This is a genomic window from Massilia jejuensis (assembly GCF_042656795.1).
In the GTDB taxonomy this organism is placed as follows: domain Bacteria; phylum Pseudomonadota; class Gammaproteobacteria; order Burkholderiales; family Burkholderiaceae_D; genus Telluria; species Telluria jejuensis.
In genome coordinates this window covers 151,705-167,809 of sequence record NZ_JBHSMS010000006.1, presented here as the reverse complement: position 1 = coordinate 167,809, position 16,105 = coordinate 151,705, and the positions used below count along the sequence as shown (strand labels likewise).

Genomic DNA, 16,105 nt, shown 5'->3' with positions numbered 1-16,105 from the left:
CTACTGCGCCGCGGCGATCAAGCGTTCGGGCGCCAGCACCGCATATTCCTGCAAGTTCGCCGTCCCCAGCAGCCTGCCTTCGCAAACCACGCGCACCCTGCCCTGCTCCGGCGGCACGGCCACCCCAGGCTCCTTGCCCAGGGCGAGGCGCTGGCCGTTCAGGAAGCGCCTGGCCAGCTCCGGCGTGAGCGCGATTGGGGGGAAGGTCGACAACAGCGTATCGACCGGCGCCAGCAGCGACAAGGGCGCGCCATGCGCCTGCAAGGCGTCGAGCGTGATCATGTTCTCGGCCGTCAGCGCGCCGACCTGGATGCGGCGCAGCGCGTTCAGGTGGGCGCCGCAGCCCAGGGCCGCGCCGATATCCTCGCCCAGCACGCGCACGTAAGTGCCCTTGCTGCAGGTGACGCGGATGCGCAGCATCGGCGCGTCGTACCCGATCAGTTCCAGCCCGTGGATCGTCACCGGCCGCGCCGCGCGCTCGAGCACGATGCCTTCGCGCGCGTATTCGTAGTAAGCCTTGCCGTCGCGCTTGAGGGCCGAATACATCGGCGGTACCTGCAGGATCGGACCGCGAAAGCGCGCCAGGGCCGCCTCGATGCATGCCGGGGTCACGTCGACCGGAAGCGTCTCGATCGCTTCGCCCTCGGTGTCGCCGGTGCTCGTCATGATGCCCAAATGGACCGTCGCCTCGTAGGTCTTGTCCGCTTCCAGCAGATCCTGCGAAAACTTGGTCGCTTCGCCGAAGCACAGCGGCAGCAAGCCGGTGGCGAAGGGGTCGAGCGTGCCGGTGTGGCCGGCCTTCTTGGCGTTCATCACGCGCTTGGCCCGGATTAAAGCGTCGTTCGAGGACAGGCCGACCGGCTTGTCGAGCAGCAGGACGCCGTCGACCGGGTCACGCGGTTTTTTTGGCGGGCGTGCGTTCACTTGACCTCGTCTTCAGCTGCAGGAGCGCTGCCGTCGTCGAAGTCGGCGGCGCGCACGGCGTTGGCCTGGTCGATCAGGGCCGACATCTGCAGGCCGCGCGAGGTCGAGGTGTCGTGCACGAAGTGCAGCGCCGGCAGCGTGTGGATGTGCAGGCGCTTGCCGAGCATGTTGCGCAGGTAGCCGGAGGCCTTGTTCAAGCCCTCGAGCGTCTGCTTGACCTCTTCCTTGCTGTCCTTGAGCAGGGTGAAGTAGATCTTGGCGTGGGCGTAATCGGGCGTGAGCTGGACTTCGGTCAGCGTGATCATGCCGACGCGCGGGTCCTTCAACTCGAAGGCGATCAGTTCCGACAGGTCCTTCTGGATCTGGTCGGCCACGCGCAGGCCGCGCTGGGGGATGGTTTTGCTGTGTTTTGCCATGGTGATTGCTTTGTGTTTCCTGACGATGGTACATCGATTGGGTGGCGGGGGGCGTACGTGCGGCGGGCCGCGGCGCCAGCGAAAAAAAACGCCATCGGCTGGGCACTGGGCCCGGCGGATGGCGCTTTTCCCTTGCGCTTGGATTACAGCGTACGGGCCACTTCCGTCACTTCGAACACTTCCAGGACGTCGCCCACCTGGATTTCGTTGTTGTTCTTCAGCGAGAGGCCGCACTCGAGGCCGGCGCGCACTTCTTTCGCATCGTCCTTGAAGCGCTTGAGCGAGTCGATCTCGCCGGTCCAGATGACGATGTTGTTGCGCAGCAGGCGGACCGAGGAGGACCGCTTGACGACGCCATCGGTGACCAGGCAGCCGGCGATCGCGCCCACTTTCGAGACCAGGATGACCTGGCGAATCTCGACCTGGCCGGTGATGGTCTCGCGCTTTTCCGGTGCCAGCATGCCCGACAGTGCCGTCTTGATCTCGTCGATCGCATCGTAAATGATGCTGTAGTAACGGATGTCGACGCCATTGGCTTCGGCCAGCTTGCGGGCCTGGGCGTCGGCACGGGCGTTGAAGCCGATGATGACTGCCTTCGATGCCACCGCCAGGTTGACGTCCGACTCGGTGATGCCGCCGACCGCCGCATGGACGACCTGCACGCGCACTTCCGAGGTCGACAGCTTCTGGAGCGAGCTGACCAGTGCTTCCTGCGAACCCTGCACGTCCGTCTTGATGATCAGCGGCAGGTTCTTCACCTCGCCCTCGGCCATCTGGTCGAACATGTTTTCCAGCTTGGCCGCCTGCTGCTTGGCCAGTTTCACGTCGCGGAACTTACCTTGACGGAACAGACCGATCTCACGCGCCTTGCGCTCGTCGGCCATGACCATGACTTCTTCACCGGCGACCGGCACTTCGGTCAGGCCCTGGATCTCGACCGGGATCGACGGACCGGCTTCGGACACGGCCTTGCCGTTTTCGTCGAGCATTGCGCGGACACGGCCGTAAGCGGAACCGGCCAGCACCACGTCGCCACGGCGCAGGGTACCCGATTGCACCAGGATCGTCGCGACCGGGCCACGGCCCTTGTCCAGGCGGGCCTCGACCACGAGGCCACGGGCCGGCGAACCGACCGGTGCCTTGAGTTCCAGCACTTCGGCCTGCAGCAGCACGTTTTCCAGCAGGTCATCGATACCGGTGCCGGCCTTGGCCGACACCGGCACGAATGGCGACTCGCCACCGTATTCTTCCGGCACGACGCCTTCGGCCACCAGTTCCTGCGTGACGCGGTCCAGGTTCGCACCCGGCTTGTCGATCTTGTTGATCGCGACCACCAGCGGCACGCCGGCAGCTTTTGCGTGAGCAATTGCTTCCTTCGTTTGCGGCATCACGCCGTCGTCCGCCGCCACCACCAGGATGACGATGTCGGTCGCCTTGGCGCCACGGGCGCGCATCGCGGTGAACGCCTCGTGGCCCGGGGTGTCGAGGAAGGTGATCATCCCGCGCGGGGTGTCCACGTGGTATGCACCGATGTGCTGGGTAATGCCGCCGGCTTCGCCCGCGGCCACCTTGGCGCGGCGGATGTAGTCGAGCAGCGAGGTCTTGCCGTGGTCGACGTGACCCATGACGGTGACCACCGGTGCGCGCGCGGTCGACTCGAATTCGGCGTGTTCGCCCTGGTCGGCCAGCAGTGCTTCCGGATCGTCCTCGGCGGCAGCGAAGGCCTTATGGCCCATCTCTTCCACCAGGATCATCGCCGTTTCCTGGTCCAGCACCTGGTTGATGGTGCACATCTGGCCCAGCTTCATCAGCTGCTTGATGACTTCCGACGCCTTCACCGACATCTTGTGGGCGAGTTCGGCCACGGTGATCGTTTCAGGGACGTGGACGTCCTTGACGATCGCCTCGGTCGGCGCCTGGAAGTTGGTCTCGCGGTCATCGCTGTGCGAACGGCGTCCGCCGCTGCGCCCGCCGCTGCGCCAGCCGTCACGGCCGCTCGGGGCGCTCGAGGCGCCACGGCCCTTGGCACCGCCCGGCGCGCCGCGCTTCTTGGCGTCGTCCGACCAGGTCGAGGACACGTTCGCCGACTTGATCGACTTCTTGTCGGCCGGCTTCTTGTCGCCCGGCTTGGCTTCGGCCGGCTTCTTGTCGGCAGGCTTGTGCAGCGTGCCGGCGGGTGCGGCCGGCTTGGCCACGACCGGTGCGGGCACCGGTTCCGGCGCCTTGATGACACGGCGCGGCTGCGCCATCATCAGCTTGATCTGTGCCACTTCGTCGGCCACGGCCTTGCGTGCGCGCTCGGTGGCGGCGGCGCGTTCGGCCGCTTCCTTGGCGGCAGCTTCCGACTTTTGCTTGGCCTCGTCGGCGGCGGCCTGCTTGGCTTGCTCGCCGGCAGCCGAACTGGCGGCGGCGCTGGCGGCGGCATCGCGCTTGGCGGCTTCGGCCGCGTCGCGCTTGGCCTGCTCTTCGGCAGCCTTGGCCTGCTCGGCACGCTCGGACTCGAGCTTGGCCAGGCGTTCCTGCTTTTCACGCAGGTCCGCTTCCTGGCGAGCGACGAGTTCGGCATGACGGCGCGAATCTTCCTCGCGGCGGGCGATTTCGGCGGCGTCGATCACCGGCGCCGCGGCTTCGGCCACGGGGGCCGCCGTCGCGACGACGTCGTCGCGCTGGACGAAGGTGCGCTTCTTGCGCACTTCGACCTGGATGGTGCGCGACTTGCCCGAGGCGTCGGCCTGCTTGATCTCGCTCGTTTCCTTGCGGGTGACCGTGATCTTTTTCTTCTCGGTCCCTTCGCCGGCGCCGTGGGTACGGCGCAGGTGATTCAGCAGCTTGTCCTTATCATCCTTCGACAAGGGATCTGACGTCGAACTCTTTTCGACGCCGGCAGAACGCAGCTGCGTCAGCAGCAAATCTGCAGGCATCTTCAGTTCGGTGGCAAATTGGGCTACGTTGTTACTCGCCATTCAGTCCTCTTTTCTATGTGTCGCGGAGATGATAAAGATTTGCAAATTATGCCTTGGCCGTTTCTGCCATGCTCCAGGCTTTCGCCTGCAGCGCCTTGGCGCGGTCATCATATTTACTGTCGACCAGCTTCATCTCATCGTCGGTCACATCATTAAATTCACTCTTGATCAGTTCACGGGCGCGGTCCGACGGCAGGGCCAGGATGGCGCCGAATTCGTCGTAGGCGAGACCTGCGAATGCTTCCACCGTCTTGATGCCGGCCAGTCCAAGCTTGCCGGCGGTCGTACGGTCCATGCCTTCGAGGTTGACCAGTTCCTCTTCCATGCCTTCGAGCCCCTCTTCCGAAGCGATCGCCTCGGTCACCAGGGCGTCACGGGCACGGGTACGCAATTCGTTGACGGTTTCTTCGTCGAACGATTCGATGTCGAGCATTTCCGAGATCGGCACGTACGCAATTTCTTCCAGGCTCGAGAAACCTTCCTCGACGAGGATGTCGGCCACTTCCTGGTCGACGTCCAGCTTTTCCATGAACAGCGAACGAATCGACGCCGTTTCCTGGGCCACCTTGTTGGCCGATTCTTCGGCCGTCATGATATTGATCTTCCAGCCGGTCAATTCGGAAGCCAGGCGCACGTTCTGGCCCGAGCGGCCGATCGCAATGGCCAGGTTCTCTTCGTCGACCACGACATCCATCGCGTGCTTTTCTTCGTCGACCATGATCGACGACACGTTCGCCGGCGCCAGGGCGCCGATGACGAACTGGGCCGGATCGTCCGACCACAGCACGATGTCGACGCGCTCGCCGCCGAGTTCGCCGGTCACGGCCTGCACGCGCGAACCGCGCATGCCGACGCAGGTACCGATCGGATCGATGCGCTTGTCCGAGGTGAAGACGGCGATCTTGGCGCGCACGCCGGCGTCACGGGCAGCCGACTTGATGTCCAGCAGGCCCTGCTCGATTTCCGGCACTTCCAGTTCGAACAGCTTCATGATGAATTCCGGCGCGGTGCGCGACAGGATCACCTGCGGGCCGCGCATGTTGCGGTCCACGCGCAGGATGTAGGCACGGACGCGGTCGCCGATGCGCAGGTTTTCCTTCGGGATCATCTGGTCGCGCGGCAGGCGCGCTTCGATCTTGCCCGATTCCACGATCGCGTCGCCGCGCTCCATGCGCTTGATCGTGCCGGTCACCAGCGAATCGCCGCGCTCGAGGAAGTCTTGCAGGATCTGTTCGCGCTCGGCGTCACGCACGCGCTGCAGGACCACTTGCTTGGTATCCTGGGCGAAACGGCGGCCGAAGTCGACCGACTCCACCGGCTCTTCGATGTACTCGTCGACTTCGATGTCGGGAATCTGTTCCTTGGCTTCGAAGTGCAGGATTTCCTGGTCCGGCAGTTGCATCCCGGCTTCATCGGGCACGACGTGCCAGCGGCGGAAGGTTTCGAATTCGCCCGTGTCGCGGTCGATGTTCACGCGAATGTCGACTTCGCCTTCATAGCGTTTCTTGGTGGCCTGGGCCAGGGCGAACTCGAGCGCCCCGAATACCACTTCCTTATCGACGTTTTTTTCGCGCGCAAGCGCATCAACCAATAACAAAATTTCGCGACTCATGCTTTGCGACTCCTAAAATCCACCTGCGGCACCAAACGTGCCTTGTCCAATTCGGCCAGCGTAAATTCCAACAACGCCAGCCCATCTTTACCTTCAAATTCCAGACCGATCTTGTCGCCCTCGGGCGCGACCAGGATGCCCGTGAAGGTCTTCCGGTTCGCACTGCCAGGCATGGCGACGCGCAGCTTCACCGTGCATTCATGGCCGGCGAAGCGCTCGAAATCGGCCAGGGTGCGCACCGGGCGGTCGAGCCCGGGCGAGGAAATCTCGAGACGTTCGTAATCGACGTTCTCCACCGTCAGCACGTGCGACAACTGGTGACTCACCGTGGCGCAATCCTCGACGGTAATCAAGCCCTTCTCTTGCGCGACGGCAGCCGGGAAATCGATAAACACGCGCAGCACGCCGCGCTCGCCGCGCTCGACATCAACGAGGTCATAGCCGAGGCCACCGACTGTCCTGGCGATCAAATCAAACTGCTGCACGACACTTCTCCAAGGGCGTTAAAACGTTTTACCAAAAAAAAAATGGGCATCTGCCCATCTTTTTGAATTCACAACCCAACCAGATGTGAGCACTTGCACCAAATTAATACTGGGAAGAACTTCGGATTAGGACGCGAATTATAACGTATTCGAGGGCGCGCTGCAATCGACATACCATTTTATGAGCAAGCCAACAACGCCCGCGCACGATGTTAAAGTTTAAATTGCTCGTATCAGGAATACAACTCCCCTGCACGCTTATTTTTGTCTCCGGCAGCCGCGCAACCTGCGCGGCCATCGAAGCCGATGGCGCCGCGCGTGGACGCGGACGCCGGCCCTGCCTCACCTCGGCGTGCGCGGACTAGCCCCGGCGGCCGCGCCGCGGCAGACCCGGCTCCGCACCGCGCGAACCCTGGCCGCCGCGACGGGCGGCGCCCGTGTTGCCGAAGCCGAAAGTCGTCTGCAGCGGATCCGGCTGGCGCGGACGGCCGCTCGCGCCGCCACCGCCCGGACGGCCGGAACCGCCACCGAAGCCGCCGGCATTGCCGCCGCGGCCCTTGCCGCCGCCGGCACCGCCGCCGGCCGGGCCGCGGCCCACCGGCGCGGCGCCGCCACGCGGCGGCGCGCCGACGCGCGCGACCTGCGGGCCGAACGGATCGACGTTGCGATTCGCATCGGCACGGTCGATGCGGTTGCCGTCGGAACGGCGCGGATCGGCCGGCTGGCCACCCTTGCCTTTGCCCTTGTCGGCGCCGGCGGCGCCCTTCTTTTCGATCCCGAAGGCGCTCAAGAAGCCGCGCACGTCGTTTTCTTCCAGTTCTTCCCAGCGGCCGCGCTTGAGGCCCGACGGCAGCGTCATCGCGCCGTAACGGGTACGGATCAGGCGCGAGACGGTCAGGCCGACGGCCTCGAACATGCGGCGCACTTCGCGGTTGCGGCCTTCGCCGATCACCACGCGGTACCACTTGTTGATGCCTTCGCCGCCGCCGTCGGCGATCTTGGTGAAGTTCGCCAGGCCATCCTCGAGCTCGACGCCGGCCAGCAGCTTCTGGCGCATGCCTTCCTCGAGTTCGCCCAGCGTGCGCACGGCGTATTCGCGGTCGATGTTGTAGCGCGGGTGCATCAGGCGGTTCGCCAGGTCACCCGAGGTGGTGAACAGCAACAGGCCTTCGGTGTTGAAGTCGAGGCGGCCGACGGCCAGCCATTTGCCGGTTTTCATGGTCGGCAGGCGGTCGAACACCGACGGACGCCCTTCCGGATCGTCGTGGCTGACGATTTCGCCGGCCGGCTTGTGGTACACCAGCACGCGCGGCGGCTTGCTGCTGTTGACGCGGCGCTGGATGAGCTTGCCGTTGATGCGCACGGCATCGGTCGGCAGGATGCGCTGGCCGATATGTGCCGGCTCGCCATTGACCGACACGCGGCCGGCGACGATCAGGTCTTCCATGTCGCGGCGCGAGCCGAGACCGGCTTCGGCCAGCACTTTGTGCAGCTTCGGCGCGTCGTCGTCGGATGTCAGGTCGCGGCGCGCGGCTTTCGCCGGCTGGCCGCGTCCGCCTTCGTTGGCGTCGAACGCGTCCGAGGTGACGAAGGAGAACACGGCGTCGGCGTCGCTCGGCTTGGCGCCGGGCTTGCCCTTGGCGTTCTGCTTGCCGCCCTGGCCGCGGCCGCCCTGCTGGGCGCCCGGCTGGGCATTGCGCGGGGCGCCCTTGCCGTTCTTGCCCTTGCCCTGGCGCGGTTCGCGGCGCACGTCGCCGCCCTGCACAGGCGCGGCTTGCGGCGCGTCGGCCGGCTGCGCTTCAAGGGCGGCGGGCGCGGCGGCCGGCGGCTTGCTCGCCTCGCGCACGGCGCGCTGTTCGCGCATCTGGCGCGGACCGCGTGGCTTGCGCTGGGCGCCCTCCTGGCGCGGCGAGTCGGATGCGGCGCCCGCTTCGGCAGGCGCGGCCTGCGCCTGCGGCTTGGCGTCCACCGCCGCAGCCGGTGCGTCGGCCGGCTTGGCCCTGGCGGCGCGCGGCTTGCGCACGGAAACGCGCGCAGGCGTGATTTCAGCGGCGGCAGCGGCAGCGGCGGGCGCGGCGCCGGTATCGGCGCTTGCGCTCGCCGGCGCGGCGGCGCTGTCGGCGGCAATGGCCGCCTTGGTGCGGCGCTTCGGCTTGGCGGCAGGCGCAGTGTCGGCGGCTGCGGCGGCGAGCGGTGCGGCGTCGCCCGCCGCAGCGGCGGCTGCGGCGGCGAGCGGTGCGGCGTCGCCCGCCGCAGCGGCGGCTGCGGCGGCGAGCGGTGCGGCGTCGCCCGCCGCAGCGGCGGCCCTGGTGCGGCGCTTCGGCTTGGCCGCCTCGTCCTTGCCCGCTGCGGCGGGCGTGGTATCGGTGTCAGTAGGATTCATCGTTCGTTTCGTTGTTGTCGACCCTGTCCACGCCGAAGGCCGGTTGCGGGTCGTGTAGCGGGACTTCAACGGGTGAAGTAACTTGTTCGTCGTCGACCTCGGCTGGCGCGTCGGTCTTGTCAAAATTCTGTTGCAACGCCGCTTCCAGCGCCTCCAGGCTACGCCCATCCTGGGCGTCGGCAATGCTTTCCAACGGCGGCAACTGCCCCAGCGAAGCCAGGCCCAGGTCGTCGAGAAATTGCTTCGTCGTCCCCAGCAAAGCCGGCCGGCCGACCACTTCGCGGTGGCCGACGACATCGATCCAGCCGCGGTCTTCGAGCATCTTGATCGTCTGCGAGTTCACCGCGACGCCGCGGATTTCCTCGATGTCGCCGCGCGTGACCGGCTGGCGGTAGGCGATGATCGCCAGCGTCTCGAGCGTGGCCCGCGAATACTTCGGCGGCTTTTCCGGGGTGATGCGGTCGAGATACGGCTTCATCTCGGGGCGGCTCTGGAAACGCCAGCCCGAAGCGAGGCTGACGATCTCGATGCCGCGGTCTTTCCAGTCGTGGCGCAATTCCTCGAGCAGCAGCTTGATGGTGTCGGCGCCGACGCCGGCGCCGTGCATGCGCCCGCTGGCGTCGACGTCGGCGAACAGCTTCTTCATGCCGTGCAGCGACATCGGCTCGCGCGCGCACAGCAAGGCGGTCTCGAGGACCCGCTTGGCCTCATCAGTCTTCATACTCGACGTTATTCAGGCTCACGCCAGGAAACTACCAAACAAATAAGCGCCCGGCGGACGCCGGCTGGCCGGAAGCGGCGCAGCGCAGGCATGGGCCAACGCGGTTCGAGGTGCTGCTTGCGCAGTGATACTTCTTTACACAGGAATCAAGAGCCCGCGCTTGGACGCGGCGGGCGGAATAACGGTGACGGGACAGGACCCGGCCACAGGGCCGCTTGCGTGCCAGGCAAGCCGCCTACAGATGATCATCTAGTGAAACGCGGAACCGCCATGCGGCTTGGTAAGCGCACCATGGCGGAATTCGACATCGTTTCTTCCAGCTGCGGGCCATTGTAACCGATAAAACACAGGAACGGCCAGTTGCGCAAGGGGTGCGCGCCCGGACATGGCTTCAAGCCGACAGTTTTTCCGCCAAAACGGCGGACACGCCAAGGAAAGCCGGATATTCGGCCGTGATCACATAGGTCGGCACCTGGGCCAGGTAAGCGACGAAGCGGCCTTTTTGTTCGAAGCGCTGGCGGAAGGAAGAGGCGGCGAAGCGCCCGCCCAGGCGCGGCACAATGCCGCCGCCGATGTAGACACCGCCCTGGGCGCCGAGGGTCACGGCCAGGTTGCCGGCGACGGTGCCGAGCATGCCGCAGAAGACGTCGAGCACCTGGGCCGACAGCGCGCACTCGCCGGCCAGGCCGCGGCGCGAAATTTCCGGCGCCGCCAAGGGCGCCGGCGCTAGTCCCTGCACATGCGCCAGCGCGCGGTAAATCAGTTCGACGCCGGCGCCCGACAGGAAGCGCTCGGCCGAGACGTGTTCGAATTCGCGCCAGGCGTATTGCAGCACCGCCACCTCGAGTTCGCTGGCCGGCGAAAACGTGACATGGCCGCCTTCGCTGTTGAGTGCGATCCAGCCGCCCGCGCTCGGAATCAAGCCCGAGACGCCCAGGCCGGTACCGGCGCCAAGCAGGCCCAGCGGCGAGCCGGCACGCGGCGCGCCGCCGCCGATCTGCACCTTGTCGGACGCGGACAAATGCGGCAGCGATCGCGCCAGCGCATAGAAATCGTTGACCACCAGCAGGATATCGAGACCCACTTCGCGACGCACCGCCTCGATCGAGAACTGCCAGTGGTGATTCGTCATGCGGATCCGGTCGCCATCGACCGGATTGGCGATCGCCACCGCCGCGTGGCGCACCGGGCCGGCCGCCTGCACGGCCGGCGTGGCCAGGTAGGCGCGCACGGCGTCGGCAAAGGTCGCATGGTCGCCGCAAGCGAGCACTTGCACCGCCTCGAATCGTCCCGGCGCCAGCTCGAGCGCGAAACGCGCGTTGGTGCCGCCGACGTCGGCCAGCAGGCGGGCGCTGTCGAAGGGACTGGAGCTAGGGGCGAGCTGGGCGGGCAAAGAAGCAGTCATTGCGGGACATAAGGCTGATGATGTCCAAGCTTACTGGATTTCTTTGCGGACTTACAAGAAGATTTTGTAGTTTAGGTACACGAAGGCGGCGCACAACAACGACACCCCCCTGCCATGAAGTAGCACGACTACGTCAGCATGGCGCCGGCTGGACCTGCGCCCGGTGCGCATGGTGCGCATGCCATGCGTCGAGTCCGCCCTGCAAGGGCCGGGCGCGGTGAAAGCCGTTTGCCAGCAATTGCTTGGCCACCTTGGCCGCCGTGACATCGTTCGGACAGGAACAGTACACGACGATATGCCGGTCCTTGTCGAGGCCGGCCATCAGCTGGCCCGGCTCGTACTGGTGATAGCGCAGCGCGCCGGGAATGGCCGGGTCGAGCTCCTGGGCAGTGCTGCTGCGCGCATCGATCATCAGCGGATCGTGCCCTGCCTGCATCAGCGCGGCCAATTCGCCGACCGCGATGCGCGGCACGGCCAGCGCGGCGCGGCGGCGCCGGCGCTCGACATATTTATAGGCGATGAACAGCGCCAGCAGGCCGCCCAGCGCCATCAGCGCGGCGCTGCCCATGGTTTCCAGCGTGACCAGCACGCGGTCGACGCTGTCGTGGAAGATCGCGCCGAGCGCGATGCCCGCCCCACCCCAGAGCAGCGCGCCGGTCGCAGCGAAGCCGAGGAAGGTACGGGTGTCGGTGCCGAGCGCGCCCGACATCGGGGCGGCGATGGCATTGAAGCCCGGAATGAACTTCGACACCAGCAAGGACTTCGGCCCATAGCGGCGGAAACGGTCTTCGGTCTGGTTGACGCAGGAATCGGGCGACAGGGAAATACGGCATAGCAGGCGCAGCACACGATTGCCGTAGCGACGCCCGGCCCGGAACCAGAAATAATCGCAGATCAGGCAGGCCAGCAGCACGGCGGCCAGGCACAGCTGCCAGCTGGCGCCCCCCTCCATCGCCATCGCGCCGGCCAGCACCAGCACGGGCAAGGCCGGAATCGGCAGGCCGAACTGCTCGAGCAGCACGGTGCCGAAGACGAGCAAGACGCCGTGGTTCTGGATCAGGAGACTGAGCTGGGACATCCGTCCATGGTAGCCCAACTCGTCCGGGCATGCTGGCGGCGGCGGATTTTCGCAAGGCCGCGGCGGGCGCGCGCACCGATTCAGGCGAGCCGTGGAATGGCCGCCAGCAGCGCCCGGGTGTACGGGTGTTGCGGATTGCGGTACAGCACGTCCGAATCGGCCATTTCGACCACGCTGCCATGGTGCATCACCATCACCCGGTCGGCGATATAGCGCACCACGGACAGGTCGTGCGAAATGAAGATATAGCTCAGCTTGTATTCGTCCTGCAAGTCCTGCAGCAGGTTCAGTACTTGCGCCTGGACCGAGACGTCGAGCGCCGAGACCGATTCGTCGCAGACCAGGATTTCCGGCTTCATCGTCAGGCAGCGTGCGATCGCGATGCGCTGGCGCTGGCCGCCGGAGAACTCGTGCGGATAGCGGCCGAAGGCCTGGGCCGGCAAGCCCACCCGTTCCAGCAGCGCATGCACCGATCTGGTGCGTTCGCGGTCGTCGCTGCCGATGCGGTGGATACGCATCGGTTCGAGCAAGATCTGCCCGACCGTGAAACGCGGATTCAGGGACGCATACGGATTCTGGAAAATGATCTGGATGCGCCGTTTATAGGCCGCGTATTCGCGCTCGGGCATGGCGAACAAGTCGCGTCCCTCGAAGAGCGCGCTGCCGCCGGTGGCCCGGTGCAGGCGCAGCAGGGTCAGGCCGACGGTGGTCTTGCCGGAACCGGATTCGCCGACCACGCCCAGGGTCTTGCCGCGCGCGAGCGTAAACGACACGTCCTTGACCGCATGGAAGGTGCGTTTGCGAAACAGCCCATCGCGCAGCGTAAAACTCTTGGCCAGGTTGTTCACGACAAGGATGTGCTCGTCGTCCGCCGCATAGCCGCGCGTGCGCTGCGGCACAACGGCCAGGGGATCGGCCTTCCCGCCCAGGAAATCGTCGATCACCGGCAGCCGCAGCGGCCTCGAATCGAGCCTCGGGCGGCATTGCAGCAGCGCGCGCGTATAGGCGTCGCGCGGGGCGCCGAAGACCTCGCTGCGGCTTCCCTGCTCGCGCACTTCGCCATCGCGCATCACGATCACCCGGTCGGCGATTTCCCCGACCAGCCCGAGGTCGTGGGTAATGAACAGCACCGCCATGCGGTGCCTGCGCTGCAGGGCCGCGATCAATTCGATGATCTGTTTCTGGATCGTAAGGTCGAGCGCCGTGGTCGGCTCGTCGGCAATCAGCAGTGTCGGTTCGCAGGCAATGGCCATTGCAATCATGACGCGCTGCTGTTGCCCGCCCGACATCTGGCTCGGGTAAGCGTCGATCTTGTGGGCGGGATCGGGAATGCCGACCTCGTCCAGTAATGCCAGGGTCCGCGCGCGTGCCTGCTTCTTGCTCATGCCCATGTGCAGGCGCAGCACTTCGCCGATCTGGAAACCCACCGTGAACACGGGATTCAGGGACGACATCGGCTCCTGGAAAATCATGGCGATGTCCTTGCCGCACAGCTTGCGGCGCTCCCGGACCGGCAAGTGCAGCAGTTCGCGCCCGTTGAAGCGCACGCTGGAGGCGGGATCGACGATCGCCGTTTCCGGCGGCAGCAGCCCCATCACGGCCAGCGAGCTGACCGACTTGCCGCTGCCCGATTCGCCGACCAGGGCGACGGTGGCGTTGTGCGGCAGCTCGAAGGAAACGCCCTTGATGGCGTCGACCGTGTTCTTCTTGTCGACGCGGAAGGCAACGCGCAGGTCGCGCACTTGCAGCAGCATGTCAGGGTGCATGGACGTGTTCATTTCAATGTCGGATCGAGCGCATCGCGCAGCGCATCGGTCAACAGCGAGAACGCCGTGACCAGCAGCGCCATCGCCCCGGCCGCGGCGGCGAGCTGCCACCATTTACCCAGGATCAGCTCGTTCTGCGCCTCGTTGAGCATGCTCCCCCAGGAGACGGTGCCTACCGGCACCCCGAAGCCGAGGAAGGACAGGATGACTTCGGCCTTGATGAAGCCGACCACCAGGATCGAGAGCTGCACCAGCGCCACGTGCGAGACGTTCGGGAAAATATGCGAGAACATCTTGCGCCAGCTCGACGCGCCGATGGCGTCGGCCGCCATCACGTATTCGCGCGCCTTGTGCTTGATGTATTCGGCGCGGATCAGGCGGTAGGGTCCGGTCCAGCCGGTCAGGCCGAGGATCAGCACGATCGTCGTCACGCCCTTTTGCTGCAGGACGGCGGCGACGGCGAGAATCATCAGGATCGACGGAATCGAGGTAAAGATGCTGTAGAACCAGTTGAACAGGTCGTCCACGAGGCCGCCGAAATAGCCGGACACCGCGCCGAACAGCGTGCCGAGCGCCACCGCCACCGAAGCGGCCACCAGTCCCACCACGATCGAGGTCTCGCCGCCCTTGACGGTTTTCTTGAGCACGTCGTGGCCCCATTTGTCGGCGCCGAAGGGGAGCGTCAAGGCTTTCTCGCGCGGCCGATCGGTCGCTTGCAGCCGCGCTTCCAGCTCTTCGAGTTCGGCAGCGAGCGGATCGAAGGCGTTCGGCGGCGCCGGCGCTCGCGGCCGCGCCAGGGCAAGGGTGGCGGCGTCGGGGCCGACGAAACCCGGCGGCGCGTAATTGACCGCCACCTCTTCTTCCCAGTCGTGCGCCACCAGCCCGCTCATCGATGCCGCCAGCAGCAGCAGAAACCCGGCGACCACGGCCAGCGCCGCCATGGCGATGCGGTCGGTGCGCAGGCGGCGCCAGGCCAGCGTCCACAGGCCAGGGGAAACGTCGTCGTGCATGCTTCCCAGCCTCATTTCAATTGCACACGGGGATCGACCGCGCCGTAGAGCAGGTCTGCCAGCAGGTTGAACACCATGGTCGCGGCCGCCACGTAGACGGTGATGGCTTTGATTACCGGAAAATCGCTGCGCTCGACCGCCAGGATGACTTCGCGCCCGATGCCGGGGATGCCGAAGAAACGTTCCAGCAGGAAGGCACCGATCAGGAGTGCCGGCAAGTGCGCCATCACGTGGGTGATGATGGGAATGGCGGCGTTCCTCAGCACGTGGACCCAAACGATGCGGCGCTCGCCCAGGCCCTTGGCGCGCGCGGTGCGCACGTAATCCTGGTGCACTTCGTCGAGCACGAAACTGCGGTACAGGCGCAGCGTCGGCGCGATCGATACCGCCAGGCCGATGATGATCGGCAGCAGCGCATAGCGCAGCAGGTTTTCGCCGAGGCTCTCGCCCCAGCCCTGCACTGGAAACAGGCCCAGCTTGTAGGCAAGGACATACTGGAACACGATGATGTAGACCAGGATCGAGATCGACATGCCGACCGTGCAGGCGACCATCACGACGCGGTCGGTGAGCGAGCCGCGCACGAACGCGATCGCCAGCGCCAGCGCGATGCCGAAGAAGGTTTCGAGCAAGGTCAGCGGCACCAGCACGGTCAGCGAGGGGCCGAGCCGGCTGGCGATGATCTGGCTGACCGGTTCGCCCGTGCTCCAGGCATTGCCGAAGTCGGCAGTCAGGATCTGCTTGACGAAGATCCATAGTTGCACGTGCCAGGGCTGGTCGATGCCGAGCTGGGCGCGGATATTGGCGATCGCCGCCTCGTCGGCCATTTTTCCGGCGAGCAAATAGGACGGATCGCCGCCGACCCAGCTGAACAGCAGGAACACGAGCACGACGACGCCCGCCATCGTCGGCAGCATCTGCCACAGCCGCCGAAATATGTAAGCCAGCATGGAACCGTCCCCAAGCGGCCCGCGGCGCCGCAGCCGCTCGACCGTATCTGAAAGGCGTAACGATAGCCTAAATCCCGGGCCGCCGGCAGCTTGCCTGGGTTGGCCTGCCTGCGCCCGGGTTAGCCAACAAGCATTTCCTGTCAATCCCCGCAAGGCTGGCTGAAATCGGGTGTTGTTTCCGTGTCATGCATACCCGCCTTGCCTTGACGTTGTCTTGCGGACATGTTCCCATTCAAAGCGCAGAAATGAAATGACTACATTTCGGAACAATAAGATATATATGGAATATGCACGTGAAACAAGTAGTATATTTTAACTATTAATTTCCAAAATGCAACCTGCATATTCCATATGCAACCCTCGTGTCGCTAATTTGTGGAGCAGAGATGCAT

At 65.5% G+C, this 16,105-nt stretch carries 12 protein-coding genes; all 12 read right to left on the bottom strand.

Annotated features, from left to right (window positions below; genetic code table 11):
- The 12 genes from truB to ACFPOU_RS02015 all read right to left on the bottom strand — a co-directional run bounded on the left by truB (position 1) and on the right by ACFPOU_RS02015 (position 15,713).
- Entirely contained in the window at positions 1 to 924 is a 924-nt protein-coding gene (truB, locus tag ACFPOU_RS02070; protein WP_379716450.1) for a tRNA pseudouridine(55) synthase TruB, read from the bottom strand.
- Positions 921 to 1,340 (bottom strand): 30S ribosome-binding factor RbfA, encoded by a 420-nt coding sequence (gene rbfA, locus ACFPOU_RS02065; RefSeq protein WP_379716447.1) that lies wholly within the window; start codon positions 1,338 to 1,340, stop codon positions 921 to 923. The genes truB and rbfA overlap by 4 nt, the downstream gene beginning before the upstream one ends.
- Positions 1,341 to 1,483: 143 nt before the next feature.
- Positions 1,484 to 4,303 (bottom strand): translation initiation factor IF-2, encoded by a 2,820-nt coding sequence (gene infB / locus ACFPOU_RS02060; RefSeq protein ID WP_379716444.1) that lies wholly within the window; start codon positions 4,301 to 4,303, stop codon positions 1,484 to 1,486.
- A gap of 46 nt (positions 4,304 to 4,349) precedes the next feature.
- Positions 4,350 to 5,915 carry a transcription termination factor NusA gene (gene nusA, locus ACFPOU_RS02055; RefSeq protein WP_379716441.1) on the bottom strand — a complete coding sequence of 522 codons (1,566 nt, stop codon included), beginning with the start codon at positions 5,913 to 5,915 and terminating at the stop codon, positions 4,350 to 4,352.
- Positions 5,912 to 6,400 carry a ribosome maturation factor RimP gene (rimP, locus tag ACFPOU_RS02050; protein WP_379716438.1) on the bottom strand — a complete coding sequence of 163 codons (489 nt, stop codon included), beginning with the start codon at positions 6,398 to 6,400 and terminating at the stop codon, positions 5,912 to 5,914. The genes nusA and rimP overlap by 4 nt, the downstream gene beginning before the upstream one ends.
- 361 nt (positions 6,401 to 6,761) lie before the next feature.
- Positions 6,762 to 8,783, bottom strand: a complete 2,022-nt coding sequence (gene rluB / locus ACFPOU_RS02045) for a 23S rRNA pseudouridine(2605) synthase RluB (RefSeq protein WP_379716435.1) — start codon at positions 8,781 to 8,783, stop codon at positions 6,762 to 6,764.
- Entirely contained in the window at positions 8,770 to 9,504 is a 735-nt protein-coding gene (gene scpB, locus ACFPOU_RS02040; RefSeq protein WP_379716432.1) for an SMC-Scp complex subunit ScpB, read from the bottom strand. Before scpB ends, rluB begins: the two co-directional genes overlap by 14 nt.
- A gap of 391 nt (positions 9,505 to 9,895) precedes the next feature.
- Entirely contained in the window at positions 9,896 to 10,909 is a 1,014-nt protein-coding gene (locus ACFPOU_RS02035) for a glucokinase (protein ID WP_379716428.1), read from the bottom strand.
- Positions 10,910 to 11,042: 133 nt separating this feature from the next.
- Entirely contained in the window at positions 11,043 to 11,987 is a 945-nt protein-coding gene (locus ACFPOU_RS02030; protein ID WP_379716425.1) for a VTT domain-containing protein, read from the bottom strand.
- A gap of 80 nt (positions 11,988 to 12,067) precedes the next feature.
- Positions 12,068 to 13,765, bottom strand: coding sequence for an ABC transporter ATP-binding protein (locus tag ACFPOU_RS02025; RefSeq protein WP_379716422.1), 1,698 nt, complete (start codon positions 13,763 to 13,765; stop codon positions 12,068 to 12,070).
- The gene (locus ACFPOU_RS02020; protein ID WP_379716419.1) at positions 13,762 to 14,763 is read right to left on the bottom strand and encodes an ABC transporter permease; all 1,002 of its coding nucleotides are present in this window, start codon (positions 14,761 to 14,763) and stop codon (positions 13,762 to 13,764) included. Before ACFPOU_RS02020 ends, ACFPOU_RS02025 begins: the two co-directional genes overlap by 4 nt.
- An 11-nt stretch (positions 14,764 to 14,774) precedes the next feature.
- Complete coding sequence (locus tag ACFPOU_RS02015; protein WP_379716416.1) at positions 14,775 to 15,713, bottom strand: ABC transporter permease; 939 nt, start codon at positions 15,711 to 15,713, stop codon at positions 14,775 to 14,777.
- Positions 15,714 to 16,105 lie beyond the last annotated feature (392 nt).

What these genes read in the sequence shown, in the direction of transcription:
- rbfA (WP_379716447.1), bottom strand. Translation starts at nt 1,340, where the DNA reads ATGGCAAAACACAGCAAAACCATCCCCCAGCGCGGCCTGCGCGTGGCC.
- ACFPOU_RS02030 (WP_379716425.1), bottom strand. Translation starts at nt 11,987, where the DNA reads ATGTCCCAGCTCAGTCTCCTGATCCAGAACCACGGCGTCTTGCTCGTC.
- scpB (WP_379716432.1), bottom strand. Translation starts at nt 9,504, where the DNA reads ATGAAGACTGATGAGGCCAAGCGGGTCCTCGAGACCGCCTTGCTGTGC.
- infB (WP_379716444.1), bottom strand. Translation starts at nt 4,303, where the DNA reads ATGGCGAGTAACAACGTAGCCCAATTTGCCACCGAACTGAAGATGCCT.
- rluB (WP_379716435.1), bottom strand. Translation starts at nt 8,783, where the DNA reads ATGAATCCTACTGACACCGATACCACGCCCGCCGCAGCGGGCAAGGAC.
- ACFPOU_RS02020 (WP_379716419.1), bottom strand. Translation starts at nt 14,763, where the DNA reads ATGCACGACGACGTTTCCCCTGGCCTGTGGACGCTGGCCTGGCGCCGC.
- ACFPOU_RS02025 (WP_379716422.1), bottom strand. Translation starts at nt 13,765, where the DNA reads ATGAACACGTCCATGCACCCTGACATGCTGCTGCAAGTGCGCGACCTG.
- ACFPOU_RS02015 (WP_379716416.1), bottom strand. Translation starts at nt 15,713, where the DNA reads ATGCTGGCTTACATATTTCGGCGGCTGTGGCAGATGCTGCCGACGATG.
- ACFPOU_RS02035 (WP_379716428.1), bottom strand. Translation starts at nt 10,909, where the DNA reads ATGACTGCTTCTTTGCCCGCCCAGCTCGCCCCTAGCTCCAGTCCCTTC.
- nusA (WP_379716441.1), bottom strand. Translation starts at nt 5,915, where the DNA reads ATGAGTCGCGAAATTTTGTTATTGGTTGATGCGCTTGCGCGCGAAAAA.